Origin of the sequence: Ancylobacter novellus DSM 506, from assembly GCF_000092925.1 — a bacterium.
Taxonomy (GTDB): Bacteria; Pseudomonadota; Alphaproteobacteria; order Rhizobiales; family Xanthobacteraceae; genus Ancylobacter; species Ancylobacter novellus.
Genome location: NC_014217.1, coordinates 3,726,433 through 3,742,436, shown reverse-complemented (window position 1 = coordinate 3,742,436; position 16,004 = coordinate 3,726,433). Strand labels below are relative to the sequence as shown.

The 16,004-nt window shown below is 68.1% G+C and carries 18 protein-coding genes; 9 read left to right on the top strand and 9 right to left on the bottom strand.

What is annotated here, in order from left to right; all coding sequences use genetic code 11:
• Positions 1–72: 72 nt before the first annotated feature.
• On the top strand, positions 73–942 hold the full coding sequence (locus tag SNOV_RS17640; protein WP_013168327.1) for an aldo/keto reductase: 870 nt from the start codon (positions 73–75) through the stop codon (positions 940–942).
• A 117-nt stretch (positions 943–1,059) separates the two neighbouring features.
• Here the strand turns inward: SNOV_RS17640 and SNOV_RS17635 are convergent, their stop codons facing one another.
• The gene (locus tag SNOV_RS17635) at positions 1,060–1,296 is read right to left on the bottom strand and encodes a hypothetical protein (RefSeq protein WP_013168326.1); all 237 of its coding nucleotides are present in this window, start codon (positions 1,294–1,296) and stop codon (positions 1,060–1,062) included.
• Between the two features lie 339 nt (positions 1,297–1,635).
• On the opposite strand from SNOV_RS17635, the gene SNOV_RS17630 reads away from it, so the two are divergent.
• A complete protein-coding gene (locus SNOV_RS17630; protein ID WP_013168325.1) occupies positions 1,636–2,304 on the top strand; it encodes a response regulator transcription factor in 669 nt (222 codons plus the stop codon).
• Between the two features lie 300 nt (positions 2,305–2,604).
• Entirely contained in the window at positions 2,605–3,015 is a 411-nt protein-coding gene (locus tag SNOV_RS17625; protein WP_013168323.1) for a response regulator transcription factor, read from the top strand.
• A 49-nt stretch (positions 3,016–3,064) separates the two neighbouring features.
• Here SNOV_RS17625 and SNOV_RS17620 read toward each other — a convergent pair whose 3' ends face one another.
• Complete coding sequence (locus SNOV_RS17620; protein ID WP_013168322.1) at positions 3,065–3,328, bottom strand: hypothetical protein; 264 nt, start codon at positions 3,326–3,328, stop codon at positions 3,065–3,067.
• Between the two features lie 220 nt (positions 3,329–3,548).
• The gene (locus tag SNOV_RS17615; protein ID WP_013168321.1) at positions 3,549–3,782 is read right to left on the bottom strand and encodes a hypothetical protein; all 234 of its coding nucleotides are present in this window, start codon (positions 3,780–3,782) and stop codon (positions 3,549–3,551) included.
• Between the two features lie 465 nt (positions 3,783–4,247).
• Between SNOV_RS17615 and SNOV_RS17610 the strand changes: the two genes are divergently transcribed.
• The 4 genes from SNOV_RS17610 (at position 4,248) to SNOV_RS17595 (ending at position 7,934) form a co-directional block, all read left to right on the top strand.
• A complete protein-coding gene (locus tag SNOV_RS17610; RefSeq protein ID WP_013168320.1) occupies positions 4,248–4,487 on the top strand; it encodes a hypothetical protein in 240 nt (79 codons plus the stop codon).
• Positions 4,488–4,622: 135 nt separating this feature from the next.
• Positions 4,623–5,099, top strand: coding sequence for a (2Fe-2S)-binding protein (locus SNOV_RS17605; protein WP_013168319.1), 477 nt, complete (start codon positions 4,623–4,625; stop codon positions 5,097–5,099).
• A 1-nt stretch (position 5,100) separates the two neighbouring features.
• Positions 5,101–7,257 carry a xanthine dehydrogenase family protein molybdopterin-binding subunit gene (locus SNOV_RS17600; protein WP_013168318.1) on the top strand — a complete coding sequence of 719 codons (2,157 nt, stop codon included), beginning with the start codon at positions 5,101–5,103 and terminating at the stop codon, positions 7,255–7,257.
• Between the two features lie 2 nt (positions 7,258–7,259).
• Positions 7,260–7,934: a hypothetical protein gene (locus SNOV_RS17595; protein ID WP_013168317.1), complete on the top strand. Its 675-nt coding sequence runs from the start codon at positions 7,260–7,262 to the stop codon at positions 7,932–7,934.
• 13 nt (positions 7,935–7,947) lie between these two features.
• Here SNOV_RS17595 and SNOV_RS17590 read toward each other — a convergent pair whose 3' ends face one another.
• Positions 7,948–8,397: a DUF3775 domain-containing protein gene (locus tag SNOV_RS17590; RefSeq protein ID WP_013168316.1), complete on the bottom strand. Its 450-nt coding sequence runs from the start codon at positions 8,395–8,397 to the stop codon at positions 7,948–7,950.
• Between the two features lie 503 nt (positions 8,398–8,900).
• Here SNOV_RS17590 and SNOV_RS17585 point away from each other — a divergent pair.
• Both SNOV_RS17585 and SNOV_RS17580 read left to right on the top strand, forming a co-directional pair.
• A complete protein-coding gene (locus SNOV_RS17585) occupies positions 8,901–9,272 on the top strand; it encodes a hypothetical protein (protein WP_013168315.1) in 372 nt (123 codons plus the stop codon).
• A 2-nt stretch (positions 9,273–9,274) separates the two neighbouring features.
• Positions 9,275–9,703 carry an AEC family transporter gene (locus SNOV_RS17580; RefSeq protein WP_013168314.1) on the top strand — a complete coding sequence of 143 codons (429 nt, stop codon included), beginning with the start codon at positions 9,275–9,277 and terminating at the stop codon, positions 9,701–9,703.
• Between the two features lie 71 nt (positions 9,704–9,774).
• Here the strand turns inward: SNOV_RS17580 and SNOV_RS17575 are convergent, their stop codons facing one another.
• The 5 genes from SNOV_RS17575 to SNOV_RS17555 form a co-directional block, all read right to left on the bottom strand.
• Positions 9,775–10,611 carry an alpha/beta fold hydrolase gene (locus SNOV_RS17575; RefSeq protein WP_013168313.1) on the bottom strand — a complete coding sequence of 279 codons (837 nt, stop codon included), beginning with the start codon at positions 10,609–10,611 and terminating at the stop codon, positions 9,775–9,777.
• A 202-nt stretch (positions 10,612–10,813) separates the two neighbouring features.
• Positions 10,814–11,002: a hypothetical protein gene (locus tag SNOV_RS17570; protein WP_013168312.1), complete on the bottom strand. Its 189-nt coding sequence runs from the start codon at positions 11,000–11,002 to the stop codon at positions 10,814–10,816.
• Between the two features lie 184 nt (positions 11,003–11,186).
• On the bottom strand, positions 11,187–12,227 hold the full coding sequence (gene cydB / locus SNOV_RS17565) for a cytochrome d ubiquinol oxidase subunit II (RefSeq protein WP_013168311.1): 1,041 nt from the start codon (positions 12,225–12,227) through the stop codon (positions 11,187–11,189).
• The gene (locus SNOV_RS17560; RefSeq protein ID WP_013168310.1) at positions 12,224–13,648 is read right to left on the bottom strand and encodes a cytochrome ubiquinol oxidase subunit I; all 1,425 of its coding nucleotides are present in this window, start codon (positions 13,646–13,648) and stop codon (positions 12,224–12,226) included. The genes cydB and SNOV_RS17560 overlap by 4 nt, the downstream gene beginning before the upstream one ends.
• A gap of 2 nt (positions 13,649–13,650) precedes the next feature.
• Entirely contained in the window at positions 13,651–15,951 is a 2,301-nt protein-coding gene (locus tag SNOV_RS17555; RefSeq protein WP_013168309.1) for an FdhF/YdeP family oxidoreductase, read from the bottom strand.
• Positions 15,952–16,004 lie beyond the last annotated feature (53 nt).

Sequence of the window (16,004 nt, the reverse complement as noted above, 5' to 3'; positions counted from 1 at the left end):
TTGCGGCATCCGATGGTGCGGACCACCTCCTTCACGATGCGGAATCTCCGCGTCGATGGGAAGGAGATTGCCATGACGACGACCACGATCGATGCCGCGGCCGCGGGCAGCTTCAGCATAGGCGGCCAGATTTCGGTGCATCGCCTCGGCTTCGGCGCCATGCGCCTGACCGGGCGCGGCATCTGGGGCGAGCCGGCCGACCATGCCGAGGCCTTGCGGACCCTGAAGGCACTGCCCGAACTCGGCGTGAATTTCATCGACACCGCCGATTCCTACGGCCCGGAAGTCTCCGAGCGCCTCATCCACGAGGCGCTGCATCCCTATGACGGCCTCCTCATCGCCACCAAAGGCGGCCTGACCCGGCCGGGCCCGGACGTCTGGATACCCAATGGACGTCCCGACTATCTGATCGGCCAGGCACACAGGAGCCGGGAGATACTCGGCGTCGAGCGTATCGATCTCTGGCAACTGCACCGTATCGATCCGAACGTCCCGCGCGACGAGCAGTTCGCGGCGGTGAAGCAGCTCATCGACACCGGCGTGATCCGCTTCGCAGGCCTGAGCGAGGTCGCGGTCGACGACATCAAGGCGGCGCAGGCCGTCTTCCCGGTGGCGAGCGTGCAGAACCGCTACAATCTTGCCGACCGTGCCAGCGAGGACGTGCTCGACTATTGCACCGCGCAGGGCATCGGCTTCATCCCCTGGTATCCTCTCGCCGCCGGCTCGCTGGCGCAGCCGGGCGGGCCGCTCGATGCGGTCGCGCGCAATCACGGCGCCTCGCCGGGTCAGATCGCCCTCGCTTGGGTGCTGAAGCGCAGCCCGGTGATGCTGCCGATCCCGGGCACCTCGAAACGGGCGCATCTGGAGGAGAACGTCGCTGCCGCCGCGATCCGGCTCAGCGACGAGGAGTTCGCCTTGCTCGACCGCGCCGCGGTGGGCTGATCCCGCGGCCGACATCCGGACCACGTTCCCAACGACATCGGGCCGCAGCGGCGGAGTGCCGTGCGGCCCGAGGGAGGGGAGAGGCAGAGGCGGGCGGGTGACGGCCCGTCTGCCGGCTCAGCGCGAGGAACGGGCGTCCTGCTCGATGCTCTGCTCGATATAGGGCTCGACGGTGCCGAGCATCGGGACGCTCGCCGCCGCGTTGCGGCCTTCGGTGATCACCGGGGCGGCCTCGGTGGACTGGCTGCGCACGGTGGCGAGCCAGGCCTCGCGGTCGGCGTGGTCGAAGTCGCCGGCATAGGCCGAGCCGGTCAGTGTGGCGAAGGCAGCGAGGGCAAGGACGATCTTGTTCATGACATGTCTCCATCTGGATGAGCCCGGCCCCGCACCGTGCAGGTCCCGTCGGCTGATGGAGAGGAAGGTACGGGAGAGGCCTGTCCGCTGCCGTCCGATGCTTGCGGCGCCTGTCGCGATCTTGCGGCCGTATGCCGGGTACCGTGCCCGAGACGTTCGAAGTCTTCGGCTACCGTGGCCGACCCCGTGGTGGTCGGCGTTCAACGGGAATTGCTGAACTCACCGCGTCTGCCGCAGTGTTCGCAATGGTTTTGCTCGACCTAATGCCAAAGTATGCTTCCCAGCCGTGGTGGTCGGTTTAGCTTAGCCGCCATCGCACAGAGCCGAAGGGGACGGCGCTTGCAGAGGTACCAAAATATCCCGCAGGCCAAGCTTGGCGTCAGCGAGGCCGGATCGGTGGGGCGCGTCTATGTCGTGGACGACGACGCCAGCGTGCGCGCCGCGCTGAGCAGCCTGCTGCGTTCGCTCGATCTGGAAGTCCGGGCGTTCCCCGGCGTCGACCAGTTCCGCGCCGAGGCGGATGCCACCGCGCCTGCCTGCCTGCTGCTCGATGTGCGCATGCCCGGCATTTCCGGCCTCGAATTCCAGGACCAGCTCGCCGGTTTCGCCCCCGATCTGCCGGTGATCTTCATCACCGGCCATGGCGACGTGCCGATGAGCGTGCGGGCGATGAAGGCCGGCGCGGTCGACTTCCTGCAGAAGCCGTGGAGCGAGCAGGCCGTGCTCGACGCGGTGTTCTCCGCCCTCGCGCGCAGCCGGGCCAGGGCGCAGGTGAGCTCCGAACGTGATGCGCTGGCGCGGCGCGCGGCCACGCTCACTCCGCGCGAGCGGGAGGTGATGCTGCTGGTGACGCGCGGGCTCGCCAACAAGCAGATCGCCTATGAGCTCGGCCTGCAGCTGATCACCGTGAAGATCCACCGCGGCAATGTCATGCGCAAGATGCACGCCGCCTCGCTGGTCGATCTGGTGATGCAGGCGAAGACGCTCGGCCTGGCCGGCGGCGACTGATCCGGCCGATGCGTAGGCGGCTATGAGCCATGCCTCCCCGCCTCGGCGGCGGCTTCGAGCCCCTTGTCGGGCGCATCTCACTCCAGAACGGTCCCCGCGGCGACGCCCCCTCGGATGTCGGCTAAGCGTTACTACGGATATGCCGCCCGGCAGCGAGAAGCGCGCATTTTGCGCTCTAGACTCAAGGACTTGCGCTCGCTGCATCCACATCGGGACCCGGCTGCACCCCAAACCCGAGTATGATGTGCGCAGGGTGTACCGACGTCTAAGTTGCATGCCCAACCAGGTAAGGATGGACAAGTGACGTCACTTTCCAACGGCGCGCTCGCGGGACAACCGGTGGTCGCCATTGTCGACGATGAGCCGGATGTTCGTCGTGGGCTCGATCGCTTCATCCGGTCGCTCGATCTCGACACACGCCTCTATGCCAGCGCCGAGGAAGTGCTGGAGGACGCCGAGCTGCTCTCGGCCGTGGTCTGCCTCGTCTCCGACGTGCAGATGCCGCGGATGAGCGGGCTCGACCTGCAACTGGCGCTGCGCGCCCGCAACCACAGCTTCCCGGTGATCTTCGTCACCGCCTATCCGGACGAGAGCCTCGAGGCGCGGGCGATGGCGCAGGGCGCCTTCGCCTTCTTCGGCAAGCCGTTTAACACGGACATGTTCGCTGCGACGCTGCTGCGCGCCATCGGCCGCGAAACGGCGCAGTACTGAACCGGCCCAGAAGTTGGCTCGACAACGAGCCGGCTTCCGACAGGGAGCCTCAGATCTTCCCTGGATCTACGATCGCCGGTGCGTCGGCCGGGACCGGCGTTCGGCCCGCCGGATCGGAGGGAAACGGGTAGTCCTGCCCCGTCTGGCAGGTCCGCCGGACGCTTGGCTCCCCGTCCGCCGCTGCGGCCGCGCCGTGAAACCACACAGAGACGATGCCGACCATGAGCGCCGCGCCGGCGGTGAAGGAGATGACGCCGATCAGGATGCCATGGGTCACGGCGTTGAACCTGCAGGCGTTCATGCGATGGATCATGGCATGCGCCCTGAAAAAGTCCTCCCGGGGCGGACGGCCGGGCGACCGGCATCCACCCCGGGAGCAGTGAGCGGCGGAGGGAGGGGGAGCCGCCGCGGGGATTTCGCGTTGCAGACAGAGTAGGACGGGACCGGCCGGAAGGCCGTCGCGTCGTTGCGCCGATTATCGCCAGGTTGAGGCGAAAAGAGCCCTTTCTGCCCCCTACCGGCATGTCGCGGACTCAGCGCGAGGAACGGGCGTCCTGCTCGATGCTCTGGGTGATGTAGGACTCGACGCCGCTGAAGGTGGGTGCGACCGTCGCCGCGTTGCGGCCTTCCACCACCCGGCCGGTGCCGAAGCTCGCCGCATTCGGGTTCCAGCCCGGCTCCTCGTGGCGATAGCGCTCGCGCGCATCGGCCGAGCCGGCGGCGGCGAGAACGGACAGGGCGGCAAGGGCAAAGACGATCTTGTTCATGGCTTCATCTCCATCTGGATAGCCCGGCCTGCAGCGTGCAGGTCCCGTCGGCTGATGGGATGGAGGCTACGGGAGAGCCCGCCCCGCCGCTGTCCGGCGCTTGCGGCAGCTGTCGTGATCTTGCGGCGTCGACGGCTCCCGCGCGGCCTTTCCGGAAGACCGGGAACGAAGCCCGCCGCAACATCGCCATGGTCGCCGCAACGCCGCGGGGGAAACCTCGCAAGCGCCTGCCCTCGGCCTTCTCCGCGAGCTCGCCGGCGCGACACCGACGGAGTTCCGGCGTCGTCTATGAAAGCGCCCGCCACCGGCAATGCCCGAGGCTGGCTGTTCCCGTCCGCTGGTCACCGCAACATCGCGACAGTCGCCACAATCGACGGACGGTGCCGGGGCGGGACGGCGCGTAACCTTCCTCCATCAGCCAGGGGACCCGCGATGCGAGCCCCGGTTCATTGGAGGAGACCCGTCATGAACAGGCTCGTTCTCGCCGTCCTGACCGTCGCCATCCTGCTGATCGGCGGCACCGCCGAGGCCATGCTCGACAGTTCGCGACAGGCCGCTCCGGCCGTGTGCGTCCTCCCAGGAGAAGAGGCTCCGGTGGTGTTCGAGGGCCGGGGCCTCGCCTTCGTGCCGGGCGGCGGCAAGGAGCCGGTCATCGTCCGCCGCATCGTGCCCAAGCCTTGCAGCACGAGAAATCCCGCCGCCTGAGCCGAGCCGCGCCGTCGGGGCGCGAAGCCGGCGCGGCGACCCAACCGCTTCACCGAACTCAACGGACCGCCGGCCGGGCCCGACCGGGCGCCTGCGTCTGCGCGCCCTGCTGACGAGAAAGAGGGAGCTTTCACCATGTCCTTTACGCTCAACGTCAATGGCACGACCCATGCGGTCGACGTCGACGGCGACACGCCCCTGCTCTGGGTGCTGCGCGACGTCATCGGCCTGACCGGCACCAAGTTCGGCTGCGGCATCGCCATGTGCGGCGCCTGCACCGTGCATCTCGACGGCATGGCGGTGCGCGCCTGCGTCACCCCCGTCGAGACCGTCGGCGCGGCCGCCGTCACCACCATCGAGGCGATCGGCGCCACCGACGAGGGTGCGCGCGTGCAGAAGGCCTGGCTCGACGAGGAGGTCGTGCAATGCGGCTATTGCCAGTCCGGCCAGATCATGTCGGCCGCGGCGCTGCTGGCGGTGAATCCGTCGCCCACCGACGCCGACATCGACGCGGTGATGGCCGGGAACATCTGCCGCTGCGGCACCTATCCGCGCATCCGCGCCGCCATCAAGCAGGCGGCGACCGAACTCGCCGGCGGGGAGGGCCGCTGAGATGGGCGTCCTCGCAACCGCCATGGCGGGCGAGCTCTCCCGCCGCTCCTTCCTGATCTCCGCCGTCTTCGCCGGCGGCAGCCTGGTGGTCGGCCCGCGCCTGATCCCGTCGGCCGGCGCGGCCGAGAACACCGCGCTGAACCCCTTCATCCGCATTCCGTCGGCCGGCAAGATCGAGCTGGTCATCCCCTCCGCCGAGATGGGGCAGGGCGTCTATATGGGCATCTCGACCCTCATCGCCGAGGAACTCGAGGTCACGCTCGACCAGATCCAGGCGGTGCCCGCGCCGGCCGATCCGGAGGTCTACGGCCATCCGGTGCTGCGCGATCAGATCACCGGCGGCTCGGTCACCATTCGCGGCTTCTACGAGCCGATGCGGCGCGCCGGCGCCACGGCGCGGGTCATGCTGATCGCCGCCGCGGCACGCGAATGGGGCGTCGAGCCTTCCTCCTGCCGCGCCGAGGCCGGCGAGGTGCTGCATCCCGCCAGCGGGCGCCACGTCGCCTATGGCGCGCTCGCCGCAAAGGCGGCCGTCCTGCCGGTGCCGGAGACAGTCGAATTGAAGCCGGCTTCCGAGTTCAAGCTGATCGGCAAGCCGCATCTGCGCATCGATACGCCGGCCAAGGTCAACGGCACGGCGAAGTTCGGCCTCGATGCCCGGCCCGAGGGCGTGGCGTTCGCGGCCGTGATGATCAGCCCGAGCTTCGGCGGCACGCTGAAGGCAGTGGACGATACCGAGGCGCTGAAGATCAAGGGCGTGCGGCATATCGTGAAGCTGAGCGATGCCGTCGCCGTGGTCGCCGACCATACCGGCGCCGCCCGCAAGGGGCTCGCCGCGCTGCATCTCACCTGGGATGCCGGACCCAATGGCGGGCTCGACACTGCCGAGCTGGAGCGCCGCATCGAGACCGCCATGGACGGCGAGGCGCTGGTGGCGCTCGACCACGGCGATGTCGCGGCGGCGGAAGCGGCCGGCGGCCCGGGCATCGAGGCGGTCTATCGCATGCCGATCCTCGCCCATTCGGCGATGGAGCCGATGAACTGCACGGTTCATGTGCGCCCGGACTCCTGCGACGTCTGGGTCGGCACGCAAGTGGTGGCGCGCGCCCGCCAGGGCGTCGCCGCAGTCACCGGGCTGCCGCTCGACAAGGTGACGGTGCACAACCAGTTCCTCGGCGGCGGCTTCGGCCGGCGGCTCGACTATGACGGCGTCACCATGGCCGTGCGGGTCGCCCGGCAGGTTGACGGACCCGTTCAGGTGGTGTGGAGCCGCGAGGAGGACATCCGCCACGACAGCTACCGCTACCTCAACCTCAGCCGGCTGAGCCTCAGGCTCGGGCCGGACGGTATGCCGGTCTCCTGGCGCCACCGTGTGGTCGGCCCGGCGGTGATGGCGCGCTTCCTGCAGCTTTTGTTCAAGGACGGCATAGACCTCGACCAGACCGGCGGCGCCGAGAGCCCTTACGATATCGCCAACAAGCGCGTCGAATTCGTTCGCCACGAGGCGCCGCAGGGCATGCTGACCGGCAATTGGCGCGGCGTCGGCCCGACCCGCAATGCGCCGGCGCTTGAGGGCGGCATCGACGAGGCGGCGCATCTCGCCGGCCGCGACCCGGTCGCCTATCGCCGCGCCCTTCTCACCAAAAATCCGCGGCTGCGCGGCGTGCTCGACCTCGCCGCCGAGCGTGCGGGCTGGGGCGCCCCACTCGGTCCGGATCGCGGGCGCGGCATCGCGCTGATGCCGGATTTCGGCAGCTACTCGGCGATGGTGGCGCAGGTGCACGTCGCCGGTGACGGTAGGCTCACGGTCGAGCGCATCGTCTGCGCCGTCGATTGCGGGCAGGTCGTCAATCCCGGCGTGCTGCGCCAGCAGATCGAGAGCGGCGTGGTCTACGGCCTCAGCGCCGCGCTCTACGGCCGGCTGACCATGGAAAACGGCGCCATCGTCGAGGGCAATTTCGACGACGCGCCGGTGCTGCGCATCAACGAGTGCCCGCCCATCGAGGTGCACATCGTCGCCAGCACCGAATCCCCCGGCGGCGTCGGCGAGCTTGGCACGCCGGGCGTGGCGCCGGCGCTGATGAACGCGATCTTCGCCGCCACCGGCAAGCGCCTGCGCTCGCTGCCGCTCGACACCTCCCAGCTGAAGAGGACGTGACCATGTCGTTCCTCAATCGTGTTTCGGAAGTGGTGGTCGTCTCCATGGCGACCGGCACGGTCGTGGCGGGGACCATCCTGCTCGGCCTCGGCGCCGGGTTTGCCGATCCGTCGGCCCCCACCGCCACGGTGGCCGTCGCGCGCCCGCTGAAAGGCGTCGCGGACTTCTCGTCGATCGCGGATACCGGGGCGCGCTCGCGGGCGCTGTTCACCGAGGCGGCAAAGGTCATCACCGATCCGCGCTGCATGAACTGCCACCCGGCCAACCGCACGCCGACCCAGGGCAACGACATGCACACGCATGTGCCCTTCATCGACGCCGGGGCTTCCGGCATCGGCGAGCGGGGGATCATGTGCACCAGCTGTCACCGCAGCGAGAACACGCCGCTTGCCGGCAGCCGGCTGCGCTCGATCCCCGGCGCGACGCCGTGGCTGCTGGCCCCGGCCAGCATGAGCTGGCAGGGACTGACGCTCGGCGGCATCTGCCGGCAGCTGAAGGACCCGGCCCGCAACGGCAACCGGACCATGGCGAAGATCCTCGAGCACCTCGCCACCGACCATCTGGTCGGCTGGGCCTGGCATCCGGGCGAGGGGCGCCGGCCGGCGCCGGGCACGCAGCAGGAGTTCGGCGCGCTGGTCGCCGCCTGGATCGACACCGGCGCCGAGTGCCCGGAGTGAGCCGCGCCGGCGATCAGAGCCGGCCGGTCTCGAATTCCTCACAGGAATAGCCGAGCAGCGACAGCCCCTCTTCGAGGAAGTCGCCGATCAGCGGCATGCCGAGCAGATAGGCGGCAGTGCGGTCATTGTGCTTGCCGGCCGCCTCCTCGCGCACGCTCTCCCAGTCGCCGGCGTCGTAATCGTCGCGCCCGAGCCAGGCCAGTGCCACGAGGTCGATCTGCTCGTCTTCCGACAGCGCGTTGATGAAGGAGGTCAATTCCTCGACGACGGGGTCGTCGCCATGATCCTCCAGCACCGCGATGTCGTTGTCGTCGGACGGGTTGGAGCCGGGATCGGGATCGGTCAGCTCGTCCTTGGCGTCGAACTCCTTCGCCTTGATGATGATGAAGCAGACCTTCTCCGGCGAGATGGTCAGCGGGGATGCGTCGTCGGTCCCCTCGTCATTCCCTGGCTGTTTCGCCATGCTGCGTCTCCTCAATCGGCATTGGTCGACAAGCTCGGCGCGCCGACGATCCCGAAACCCGGTTGCCGAAGCAAGTCACTTTAGCAAGTCACTTTCGAACGCCTTGGCCGCCCTACCCGTTCCGGTTCCCAGCGGCTGGAACGCCTTGTACGCGGCGGTCGGGGCAGGTCTGGCATTTTCGCACGGCAATCGGTCAGGCCGATGCCCGACGGCGAGTATCGAGAATAATTTCTGAGAATTTCTTCCGCTTCTGCGTCTAAAGTCGCAATATGATTCAAGCTTTTAACTATTATTAACAGTATAGGCGGCCCTAAACCTCGGTATGGCAGACAGTGGCGTCGCGCGGGGAAATAATGACGGGATTCCGCAGCACTGCGACCATGCGGAGATCCGCAAGCCGGTGCAGTCGCGGTGGTGTGAAGACGCTTTGCAATAATTTGCACACAAACGAACGGCGTTTGCGTATGCTCCCGGTGCCCGCGAGGGATGCATCGGAGGTCGAGATGGTGATCGCAGCATCCGCCAATGGCAAAGGTTCCGCCGGCAGCGCCGGCAAGACCCCGCGCCCGTCTGGAAAGAGTCATGCCGCAGGCGGCAAGGCGAAGGTGCGGCGTGCCGGCAAGAACGGCACGGATGGGCATGCCGGCCATTCGAATGGCGGTGCCGGGGACGGGCAGCCCCGGCTGCAGATCGTCAATGCCATCACCGCCATTCTGCTGCACGCCGAGGTGGTCCGCCGGCAGGCGGACGGCGCCGACGACATCGCCGTCTCGTCCGGGCATATCGCCGACAACGCCCGGCGGCTGTGGCGCGTGCTCGGCGAGCTTGGGCCGCGTGAGGCTCTGCAGGCGGATGTCGTGACGGACAGCCCATAATCATGATGTTCCAGGCCATCCTTCTGGCGCTGGCGCCCGTGTTCTTCGTCATGGCGCTGGGCTACGGCGCCGGACGGCTGGGCGTCGTCGACCATCGCCATGTGGATGGCTTCAACGCGCTGGTGATGGACTTCGCGCTGCCGGCGTCGATCTTCGTCGCCACCGCCTCGGCCCCGCGCGACGAGACGCTGGCGCAGGCGCCGCTCTTCGCCATCCTCGGCGGCGTCATGCTGGCGGTCTATCTCGGCTGGTATGCCTTCGCCCGGATCAGCGGCGGTGCGGCGGCCAGGCTCATCCTGTCGGCGCAGTCGTTCCGGCCGGACTGGAAGGTCATCGGCGCGACCATCATGGGCGACGTCGTGCGGCCGCTGCTCACCGCCGCCGTGGTGTTCACCCTGGCGGTCGCCATCGCCCTGCTGTCGCCGTTCTGAGCGGCGGTGCTCCTGAAAAGGCAACGGCCGCCCCGGCGAGGCGGCGGCCGCTTTCTCGATGGCTGCCCGGCTCAGCCCTTGATGAAGGCGAGCAGGTCCGGGTTCAGCACGTCGGCATGGGTGGTGAGCATGCCGTGCGGGAAGCCCGGATAGATCTTCAGCGTGCCGTTCTTCAGCAGCTTGATCGACTTGTGGGCCGCCGCGACGATCGGCACGATCTGGTCGTCGTCGCCGTGCATGACCAGCGTCGGCACGGAGATCGCCTTCAGGTCCTCGGTCTGGTCGGTCTCGGAGAAGGCCTTGATGCCTTCGTAATGCGCCTTGGCGCTGCCGATCATGCCCTGGCGCCACCAATTCTGGATCACGCCCTGCGAGACCGTCGCGCCCGGGCGGTTGAAGCCGTAGAACGGCCCGGTGGGGACATCGAGGAAGAACTGCGCGCGGTTGGCGGCGAGCGCGGCGCGGAAGCCGTCGAACACTTCGAGCGGCAGGCCTTCCGGGTTGGACTCGGTCTTCACCATCAGCGGCGGCACGGCGGAGACCAGCACCGCCTTGGCGACGCGGCCCTGCGGCTCGCCGAACTTCGCCACATAGCGGGCGACCTGGCCGCCGCCGGTCGAATGGCCGATATGGACGGCGTTGCGCAGGTCGAGATGCTCCACCACCGCGCTGGCGTCGGCGGCGTAGTGGTCCATATCATGGCCCTCGCTCACCTGGGCCGAGCGGCCATGGCCGCGGCGGTCATTGGCGACGACGCGGAAGCCCTTGCCGAGGAAGTACAGCATCTGGGCGTCCCAGTCGTCCGAGCTCAGCGGCCAGCCGTGATGGAAGAAGATCGGCTGGGCGTCCTTCGGACCCCAATCCTTGTAGAAGATCTCGACGCCGTCCTTGGTCGTTACGTAACCCATGGTACTGGTCCTTTTGCTGGCTGAATAAGGCTTGGGCGCTGGCATGTTCGGGCCGCCTGTGCCGTCGGAACGCGTCGATCTCGGCGCTCGGCGTCGGGGGTCCGAAGTGGAAGGCTCGGAAGGGACTCTACCGTCCGTTCGGCTCTTTTAAGCGGGTTGTGCGTCACCTGTGGGACGACGCGTTCGGGAAAGAGCGTCGGCTTTAGCTGCCGCCGAGTTGCAGAGCGAAAGGCAGCAGGAACAGGCTGCTGCTGATGAGGCCGGCGTCAACGACGACGAAGGCCACCAGGACCCACCGGCGCGGGGCCGGGACATTGGCGATGAGGGTGCCGCCGACCGTCAGCAGCAGGAGCCCTGCGAGCAGATTCACGACGGCGATGGTGAGAGGCATCCCCTACTCCCGCTGCTGTGCGAAGAACGAAGCGGCGCAAGCCACCGTCTTTACGCACCCGTTTATCCCGACAACTACTCTATTACGGCAAAGTCTATCCCGCACGGCCGCATGCGTATGCGCGGTCTATACCCTGGTATAGGAACGCGCCCGGCCGCGCGGGAGGACAGCCGGGCGCGTGCTTTCAGTGGCCGCCGCCCTCGCCGCCATAGCCGCCTTCCAGATGCACGGTCTTGCCGCGGAACACCCAGTAGGCGTGGGTCTGGTAGGCGAGGACGATGGGCAGGATGATGATGAGGCCGACAGCGATGAAGGCCAGCGTCTGCGGATCGGAGGTGCTTTCCCACACGGTGATGTGGCGCGGCACCACATAGGGCCAGAGGCTGACCACGAGGCCGATCAGGCCGAGCGCGAACAGCGCGATGGCAAGCAGGAAGGTCCGTGGCTCGGCGCCGTTCCATATGCCGCGCCAGGCCGAGAGGATGACGGCGAGCGTCACCAGCGGCACCGGCGCCAGCAGGATGAGGTTCGGCCAGGCGAACCAGCGCGCGGCGACCTCGGGAACGGTGAGCGCGCTCCAAACGCTGACCAGCGCCATCATCACGGCGGTGAGGATCAGCGCCGCGTGGGCGATCTCGCGGGCGAAGACCTGCGTCGCCCCGTCCGTCTTCCAGATCAGCCAGCCGGCGCCGAGCAGCGCATAGCCGCCGATGAGGCCGATGCCGCAGAGAATGCCGAGCAGGCTGAGGAAGCTGAACGGCCCGCCGGCGAACATCCCGTTCTCCACCGGAACGCCGCCGATCAGCCCGCCGAGGATCAGGCCCTGGCAGAAGGTCGCCAGCATCGAGCCGGCCGAGAAGGCGATGTCCCAGACCAGGCGGAACCGCGTCGCCTGCAAACGGAAGCCGAAGGCGACGCCGCGGAAGATCAGCGCGAACAGCATGAACATGATCGGCAGGTAGAAGGCTGGCAGCAGGATGTAGTAGCCGGCCGGGAAGGCGGCGATGAGCAGCGTGCCGCCCATCACCAGCCAGGTCTCGTTGCCGTCCCACACCGGCTCGATCGAGGCCATCATCAGGTCGCGGTCCTGGTCGCGCGGGGCGACGAGGAAGATGATGCCGACCCCGAGGTCGAGCCCGTCGGCGAGCACGTAGACGGTGACGCAGAAGGCGGCGAGCGCGCCGAAATAGAGCGGAACATATTCCGCCTGCATGAGCTCGGTCATGACGTGGCTCCCGCCTGCTGGGCGCCGCCGATCGCGGCCGGCGCGGAGGTGTCGCTGTCGAACAGGCCCGCATTGGTCCGGTCGATGCCGGGATGCTCCAGCGCCGGCGGCGAGGTGTCGGCCGGACCCTTCAGGGCGACGCGGCCGGCGAACCAGATGAAGGCGAGCATCAGCACGTTGTAGACGACGAAGAAGATGAGCAGGCTCGTCGTCACCGCGCCGGCGGTCACCGGCGCCACGGCATCGGCCGTGCGCAGATGGCCGTAGATGACCCAGGGCTGGCGCCCGGCCTCGGTGGTGGTCCAGCCGGCGAGCACGGCCACGAAGCCGAGCGGGGTCACCGCCATGGCCAGCAACTGGAACGAGCGGGTGTCGAACAATCTTCCGCGCAGCCGCAATATGAGCCCGGTGATGGCGGTCGCCAGCAGGATCATGGCGATGCCGACCATGATGCGGAAGGCGAAGAACACCACCGGCACGTTGGGCTGGTCGGAGGGCGGCACCGCTTTGAGCCCCTGTACCTCGCCGTCCCAGCTATGGGTGAGATAGAGGCTGGCGAGATGGGGGATCTCGACGGCGTAGAGGTTGCGCTGCTCGGCCTGGTCCGGCCAGGCGATCACGGTCATGCCGGGGCCCTTGGTGGTGTCCCACAGCCCTTCCATCGCCGCGAGCTTGGTCGGCTGATGCTCGAGCGTGTTGCGCCCGTGCAGGTCGCCGATGAAGGCCTGCAGCGGCGCCAGCACGAGCGCCAGCCAGAGCGCCATGGAGAAGGCCTTGCGGCTGGCGACCAGATGGTGCCCGCGCCAGAGGTGAAAGGCGGAGACGCCCGCCACCACGAAGGAGCCGGTGAGGAAGCTCGCGCACACCATATGGGCGAGGCGGTAGGGGAAGGACGGGGTGAAGATCGCCTGCCACCAGTCGACGACATGGAAGATGCCGTCGGCATCCGCCACCGCGCCGGCCGGTGTCTGCATCCAGCTATTGGAGGCGATGATCCAGGTGGCGCTGAACACGGCACCGGAGGAGACCATTAGGCAGGCGAAGAAATGCGCCCCCTTGGACACCCGCCCCTCGCCGAACAGCATGATGCCGATGAAGCCGGCCTCGAGGAAGAAGGCGGACAGTGTCTCGTACATGAACATCGGCCCGAGCACGTTCGCCACCGAGCGCGAATAGCCCGCCCAGTTGGTGCCGATCTCGTAGCTGAGCACGATGCCGGTGATCACGCCCATGCCGAAGCCGAGGGCGAAGATCTTCATCCAGAACCGCATCAGGTCGCGATAGACCGTCCTGCCGGTGCGCCACCACAGGGCGCTGAGCAGGGTGATGAACCAGGCGATGCCGATGGTGAAGGTCGGCCAGAGGATGTGGAAGCCGATGGTGAAGGCGAACTGGAGCCGGGCGAGGTCGACCGCGTCCATGGTCAATGCGCTCCCTGTTCGGCCGCCACCTTGACGAGGCGGACCGGCACGCCCTTCGAGGCGGGGGTGAAGCTCTGGGGATCGTGCGCGTAGAGCGGGACCAGCGGGTTGGCCTCCGGGTAGTAGGCGGCGCAGCTCCCATCGGGGAACGCGTAGGGGACGACCTTGAAGGCACGCACCACGCGCTCCAGCCCGTCATCCGACAGGGTGACGATGTCGACCCGGTCGTCCGCCTGCAGCCCGCGCTTCTCCATCTCCTCCTCGTTGAGGAAGATCACGTCGCGCTGGCCGTAGACGCCGCGATAGCGGTCGGAGAGCGAGTAGAGCGTGGTGTTATACTGGTCGTGGCTGCGTATGGTGGTGAGCCACAGCATGTCCGGCTCGGCCGGGCGCGGGTCCTCGCCGAGCTTGTCGTAAACGAGGAAGTTGGCCTTGCCCGAGGGCGTCGCCCAGATGCGCTCGCGCGCCAGCGAGGTGAGGTGGAAGCCGCCCGGCACCTTGATACGGGTATTGTAGCCGTCGAAGATCGGGAACACCGCCTCGACGTCGTCGCGGATCAGGTCGTAATCGCCGATCAGCCGGTCCCAGTCGACGACCGAGCGCGTGCCGAGCGTCGCCTTGGCGATGCCGGCGATGATGGCCGGCTCGCTCTTCAGATGCTCGGATGCCGGATCGGCCCGGCCGGTCGAGGCGTGGACCATTGACATGGAATCCTCGACCGTCACCGATTGCGGGCCGCCCGCCTGCATATCGAGCTCGGTGCGGCCGAGGCAGGGCAGGATCAGTGCGTCGCGGCCGTGCACGAGGTGCGAGCGGTTGAGCTTGGTCGAGATGTGGACGGTGAGGTCGAGCCTGCGCATCGCCTCGCGGGTGAGCTGCCAGTCTGGCACCGCGGCGGCGATGTTGCCGCCGAGCCCGACGAACACCTTCACTTCGCCACGCACCATGGCTTCCAGCCCGGTGACGACGTTGTGGCCGTGCTTGCGCGGCGGCTCGAAGCCGAACCGCGCCTTCAGCTTGTCGAGGAACTCGGCCGTCGGCACCTCGGTGATGCCGACCGTGCGGTCGCCCTGCACGTTGGAATGGCCGCGCACCGGGCACAGGCCGGCGCCGTCGCGGCCGATATTGCCGCGCAGCAGGGCGAGATTGGCGAGCTGCTGGACGTTCTGGGTCCCGTGGCGGTGCTGGGTGACGCCCATGCCGAAGACGAGGATGGCTCGTTCGGCCTTGGCGTAGGCCGCGGCCGCCTCCTCGATCTCGGCCCGCGGCAGGCCGGAGATCTGTTCGATATCCGCCCATTGGGTGGCGTCGAGATCGGCGATCAGCGCCTCGATGCCGACCGTGTGGCCGCGGATGAAGTCCCAGTCGAGCACCGTCCCGCGATCCTCCTGCTGGGCGCGGCGGTCGGCCTCGACCAGCGCCTTCATCATGCCCTTGAGCAGAGCGACGTCGCCGCCGACCCTCACTTGGAACAGGCGGCCGGAGATCGGGGTGGAGGTGAGCGTCGCCATCTCCACCGGGTTCTGCGGCGCCTGGAAGCGTTCAAGCGCCCGCTCGCGGAACGGGTTGAACGACATGATGGTGCAGCCGCGCCGCGAGGCGTTGCGCAGGTCGGTCATCATGCGCGGCGAGTTGGTGCCGGGGTTCTGGCCGAAGATGAGGATCGCGTCGGCCTTCTCGAAGTCGTCGAGCAGCACCGTGCCCTTGCCGACGCCGAGCGACTGCGGCAGCCCGACGCTAGTGGCCTCGTGGCACATGTTGGAGCAGTCGGGGAAATTGTTGGTGCCGTATTCGCGGGCGAAGAGCTGGTAGAGGAACGCCGCCTCGTTCGACGCACGGCCCGAGGTGTAGAAATCCGCCATGTCGGGGTTCGGCAGCGCGTTGAGGTGCCGCCCGACCAGCGTGAAGGCGTCGTCCCAGCTCACCGGCTGGTAGGTGTCGGTTCCTGCGTCGTAGCGCATGGGATGGGTGAGGCGGCCGACCATTTCGAGGTCGTAGTCGCTCCACGTCTCCAGCTCGCTCACCTTGTGGGCGGCGAAGAATTCCGGCGTGCAGCGCTTGGCAGTGGCCTCCCAGGCAACCGCCTTGCCGCCGTTCTCGCAATATTCGAACGGCGAGGTGTGCTTGGGGTCGGCCCAGCCGCAGCCGGGGCAGTCGAAGCCGCCCGGCTGGTTCATGCGCGCCAGCAGCGCCATGCCGGAGACGGCAATGCCCTGCTCGGTCAGAGCGGTGCCCATGGCCCTGAGCGCGCCCCAGCCGCCGGCCGGCTCGTGATACGGCTTTATGGTCTTCACGATGCCCATGGCTCTCTCCTGTCGCCCGCGGTCACGGCATGGGGTGTTTCGACATGTCGGAT

Coding starts and splice junctions, on each gene's coding strand:
- SNOV_RS17640 (WP_013168327.1), top strand. CDS start 73: ATGACGACGACCACGATCGATGCCGCGGCCGCGGGCAGCTTCAGCATA.
- SNOV_RS17635 (WP_013168326.1), bottom strand. CDS start 1,296: ATGAACAAGATCGTCCTTGCCCTCGCTGCCTTCGCCACACTGACCGGC.
- SNOV_RS17620 (WP_013168322.1), bottom strand. CDS start 3,328: ATGATCCATCGCATGAACGCCTGCAGGTTCAACGCCGTGACCCATGGC.
- SNOV_RS17615 (WP_013168321.1), bottom strand. CDS start 3,782: ATGAACAAGATCGTCTTTGCCCTTGCCGCCCTGTCCGTTCTCGCCGCC.
- SNOV_RS17610 (WP_013168320.1), top strand. CDS start 4,248: ATGAACAGGCTCGTTCTCGCCGTCCTGACCGTCGCCATCCTGCTGATC.
- SNOV_RS17605 (WP_013168319.1), top strand. CDS start 4,623: ATGTCCTTTACGCTCAACGTCAATGGCACGACCCATGCGGTCGACGTC.
- SNOV_RS17600 (WP_013168318.1), top strand. CDS start 5,101: ATGGGCGTCCTCGCAACCGCCATGGCGGGCGAGCTCTCCCGCCGCTCC.
- SNOV_RS17595 (WP_013168317.1), top strand. CDS start 7,260: ATGTCGTTCCTCAATCGTGTTTCGGAAGTGGTGGTCGTCTCCATGGCG.
- SNOV_RS17590 (WP_013168316.1), bottom strand. CDS start 8,397: ATGGCGAAACAGCCAGGGAATGACGAGGGGACCGACGACGCATCCCCG.
- SNOV_RS17585 (WP_013168315.1), top strand. CDS start 8,901: ATGGTGATCGCAGCATCCGCCAATGGCAAAGGTTCCGCCGGCAGCGCC.
- SNOV_RS17580 (WP_013168314.1), top strand. CDS start 9,275: ATGATGTTCCAGGCCATCCTTCTGGCGCTGGCGCCCGTGTTCTTCGTC.
- SNOV_RS17575 (WP_013168313.1), bottom strand. CDS start 10,611: ATGGGTTACGTAACGACCAAGGACGGCGTCGAGATCTTCTACAAGGAT.
- SNOV_RS17570 (WP_013168312.1), bottom strand. CDS start 11,002: ATGCCTCTCACCATCGCCGTCGTGAATCTGCTCGCAGGGCTCCTGCTG.
- cydB (WP_013168311.1), bottom strand. CDS start 12,227: ATGACCGAGCTCATGCAGGCGGAATATGTTCCGCTCTATTTCGGCGCG.
- SNOV_RS17560 (WP_013168310.1), bottom strand. CDS start 13,648: ATGGACGCGGTCGACCTCGCCCGGCTCCAGTTCGCCTTCACCATCGGC.
- SNOV_RS17555 (WP_013168309.1), bottom strand. CDS start 15,951: ATGGGCATCGTGAAGACCATAAAGCCGTATCACGAGCCGGCCGGCGGC.